At 60.2% G+C, this 2,856-nt stretch carries 3 protein-coding genes and 1 pseudogene; 3 read left to right on the forward strand and 1 reads right to left on the reverse strand.

What is annotated here, in order from left to right:
* Positions 1 to 85: 85 nt before the first annotated feature.
* The gene (locus ACH2EH_RS23885; protein ID WP_395145746.1) at positions 86 to 679 is read left to right on the forward strand and encodes a Uma2 family endonuclease; all 594 of its coding nucleotides are present in this window, start codon (positions 86 to 88) and stop codon (positions 677 to 679) included.
* Positions 680 to 813: 134 nt separating this feature from the next.
* On the opposite strand, the gene ACH2EH_RS23890 is transcribed toward ACH2EH_RS23885, so the two are convergent.
* Complete coding sequence (locus ACH2EH_RS23890; protein ID WP_395145748.1) at positions 814 to 2,076, reverse strand: 1-acyl-sn-glycerol-3-phosphate acyltransferase; 1,263 nt, start codon at positions 2,074 to 2,076, stop codon at positions 814 to 816.
* A 43-nt stretch (positions 2,077 to 2,119) separates the two neighbouring features.
* Between ACH2EH_RS23890 and ACH2EH_RS23895 the strand changes: the two genes are divergently transcribed.
* Together ACH2EH_RS23895 and ACH2EH_RS23900 are read left to right on the forward strand one after the other, a co-directional pair.
* Complete coding sequence (locus ACH2EH_RS23895; protein ID WP_395145750.1) at positions 2,120 to 2,560, forward strand: hypothetical protein; 441 nt, start codon at positions 2,120 to 2,122, stop codon at positions 2,558 to 2,560.
* Positions 2,561 to 2,612: 52 nt separating this feature from the next.
* A pseudogene (locus tag ACH2EH_RS23900) lies at positions 2,613 to 2,856 on the forward strand (multidrug ABC transporter ATP-binding protein); the annotation flags it as partial.

The raw sequence follows: 2,856 nt of genomic DNA on the forward strand, positions 1-2,856 counted from the left end.
GCCATCTTATAAAACAGTCTCCTTGCCAGGGGGCGAGGTCTCGCCCGGCACATTATACCCCACAGATATTCGGTACAATAACGCCATGTCCGCAGTTCCCATTCCACAATTTACGCCAGAAGAGTATCTCGCTCTTGAACGTGCCGCCGATCACCGAAGCGAGCTGGTCAACGGCGAGATCTACGCGATGGCAGGCGTCTCGCGCGAGCACAGCCTCATTGTCACTAATTTAGGCTCCGCACTTCATACCCGTCTGAGGGGCCGCCCCTGCGAGACACACCTCACCGACCTGCGCCTCAGCGTCCCCGATACACACCTCTACACCTACCCGGACGCCCTGGTGATCTGCGACGAGCCGCATTTTGTGGACGAGCAGTTCGACACCGTCACCAACCCCATCGCGCTCTTTGAGGTGCTCTCCCCCAGCACGGAAGCCTACGACCGAGGCGCAAAGTTCGCCCACTACCGCCGCCTCCCCTCGCTGAAATACTATATTCTCCTCTCGCAAGCCGAACCCCTCGTCGAGCGCTACGAGCGGCAAGAAAACAACGACTGGCTCCTCACCGAGCTACGCGGCCTCGATGCCACACTTGACCTTCCGGCGCTCCAGGTCAGTATTCCTCTCAGCGATCTCTACGAGCGCATCGTATTCACGGAATCGGATTCGTCGCTCCCATGAACGGGGGCGTCTTTTTGACGGCTTCGCCGACACGAAGGGCGTGCCGCCCATGAGATTCCAAATTCCTATGGCCGCTTGTGGCCTTTGTGTCCGAAGCATGAGGACAAAATGACGCTCCCGTTCATGGGAGCGAGTCACCGTAGCTCGGTGAAGATGCGCTTCTCGGCTTCTTTGGCGACGGCACGCACCTCAGCGCGGCGGGCGGCTTTGTAGGCGGCGAGTCTGTCTCCTAGGTTGATGGGCTCTGGGAGGCGGACGCGGGCGCGGCGGGGGCCAGTGAGCAGGGACTTGCCGAAGCACTCGCGCTCTAGCCGAACGAGGAGATCGAAGAGGCGCTCGGGGGTGGGGTCTTCTCTGACGTAGCCATCGTAGACCGCGATCCAGTTGGCGATGCGGTCGAGATCACGCAGCAAGGGCCGCGCACGCTCGCGCTGCAGGCGGCGCAGCTCGGTGTCGTAGGGCGTCTTCGCGGACGGATCGGGCTCGTCGCGGGTGACAATCTCGATGGCGTGAATCAGAACCCGCATGCGCTCGGGGAGGGTCTCGCCGCGCGGGTCGGGGATGCCGACGGCCAGCGCGACCCGCTGCAGGATCGCCTCTTTGATCGCATCCAGGCGCGGCGTGAAGTCCGACTCCAGATCCTCGTCTTTTTCTTTTGGCGAGGGAAGGCGATACTCTTTCTCCAGCGAGCGCAGCATTGCAAACCCAATCCCCCGCAGGCGCTCGTAGGTGCCCGCACTACTAGGAATCGGGGAGCCGGTGAAATTCTCCAGCCGGTTGAGCGAGAAAAGAATTGGCAGGCGCATGTCCGTGGTGAACTTGTACTTCAGTGCGACCGGCTGGATAAAGAGATTGGCCGCGTCGTCGGATTTGCGTGCATCCTCAAGTGCCCAGAACGCGAGCTGAAAAACGCCGTCGTGGAACGGCAGGAGCGTGTCGTTTTGTGAATACACCTCGCCCTCAGGGAAGATCACGAGCTTGGCGGCGGGGCGGGCGAGCAGCTCACGGGTCGCACGAAAGCTAGCTCGATCTGCCGTCCCCCGAATCACCGAGTGCGCCCCGAGTCGCTTGATCACGTGCCCCCAGAGCCCCAGGCAGGCATCAAACGCCTCACGGCAGGCTAGATAATGGAAGCTCTGGCTGACCTGTGCGGAGAGGTGAAAGAGCAGTGCCGGGTCGGAGTTGGTGGGATGGTTGGGCGTCAGCAGCACTCGCTCCCCAGAGAGCGCCCGCAGCCGCTCCAGCTCGCCTTGATCGTAGTCCACCCCACTGATGCCCAACACCCCCACAATAGCGTTGCTGCATCGCTGCGCCACACGGATCACCGAGGGCGTCGGTTTGGCGGCGATAAAGTCAGCGCGCCCGGGGACAATGATCTCAGAGGACTCGGAGGACATGGGGTTATTATAGCGGACAGGATAAAATGCAGTGAGGTTCTCCATGCAAAAGCAAACGCCAGCCCACAGGTTTACCAAAGCACAAGTGGACGACATCCGCGAATCTGTCTTTCGCTACCACGTGGCAAAGCTTCGGCCACAGTTTCGCTTCATCACCCGAATCAAGTTCCCCGAGATCTACTTTCTCTCCGTCAACCATGCCGATCCTTCCCCCACACTTCTGGCACGCTTTGGCAACAACAAGCCGCCTGTCAAAGCTCGCTCCGCTGTGAAGCCACGCAGGTTCGAGGTCTTCGATAAGGCAACCGGAAAGGAGGGCATACTTATCTCCGCCGATGCCGTGCGCTGGATCGCGGCGAACCAAGCGAAGGTGGAGACGAGCTGGCTTAAAGATGGTCGAGGAGGGACGGCTGGGACGTGCCTGGTGGAGCAACAAAAGAGCGGATGGGTCGTGGTCTACTACGCCATCCGGGCAAGATTCTGATGAGCACAACGTATTGGGAACTGATCTCACTCGCGACGGTATGAACAAATCTATGCTTCGTGAGTTTTTCTCCTACTACCGCCCCCACCGTCGCTTGTTTCTGATTGATTTTTCGTGTGCCGTTATCTCGGGCCTCTTGGAGCTCGCCTTCCCGCTCGCCGTGAAGTCCTTTGTGGACAGGCTCCTGCCCAGCTATAACTGGGGGCTGATTCTCAGCGCCGCCGTGGGGCTGCTGCTGATCTACTTAGTGAACACGGGGCTTCAGTATGTCGTGAACTACTGGGGGCACGTGCTGG

This window comes from Armatimonas sp. (assembly GCF_043760365.1).
GTDB lineage: Bacteria > Armatimonadota > Armatimonadia > Armatimonadales > Armatimonadaceae > Armatimonas.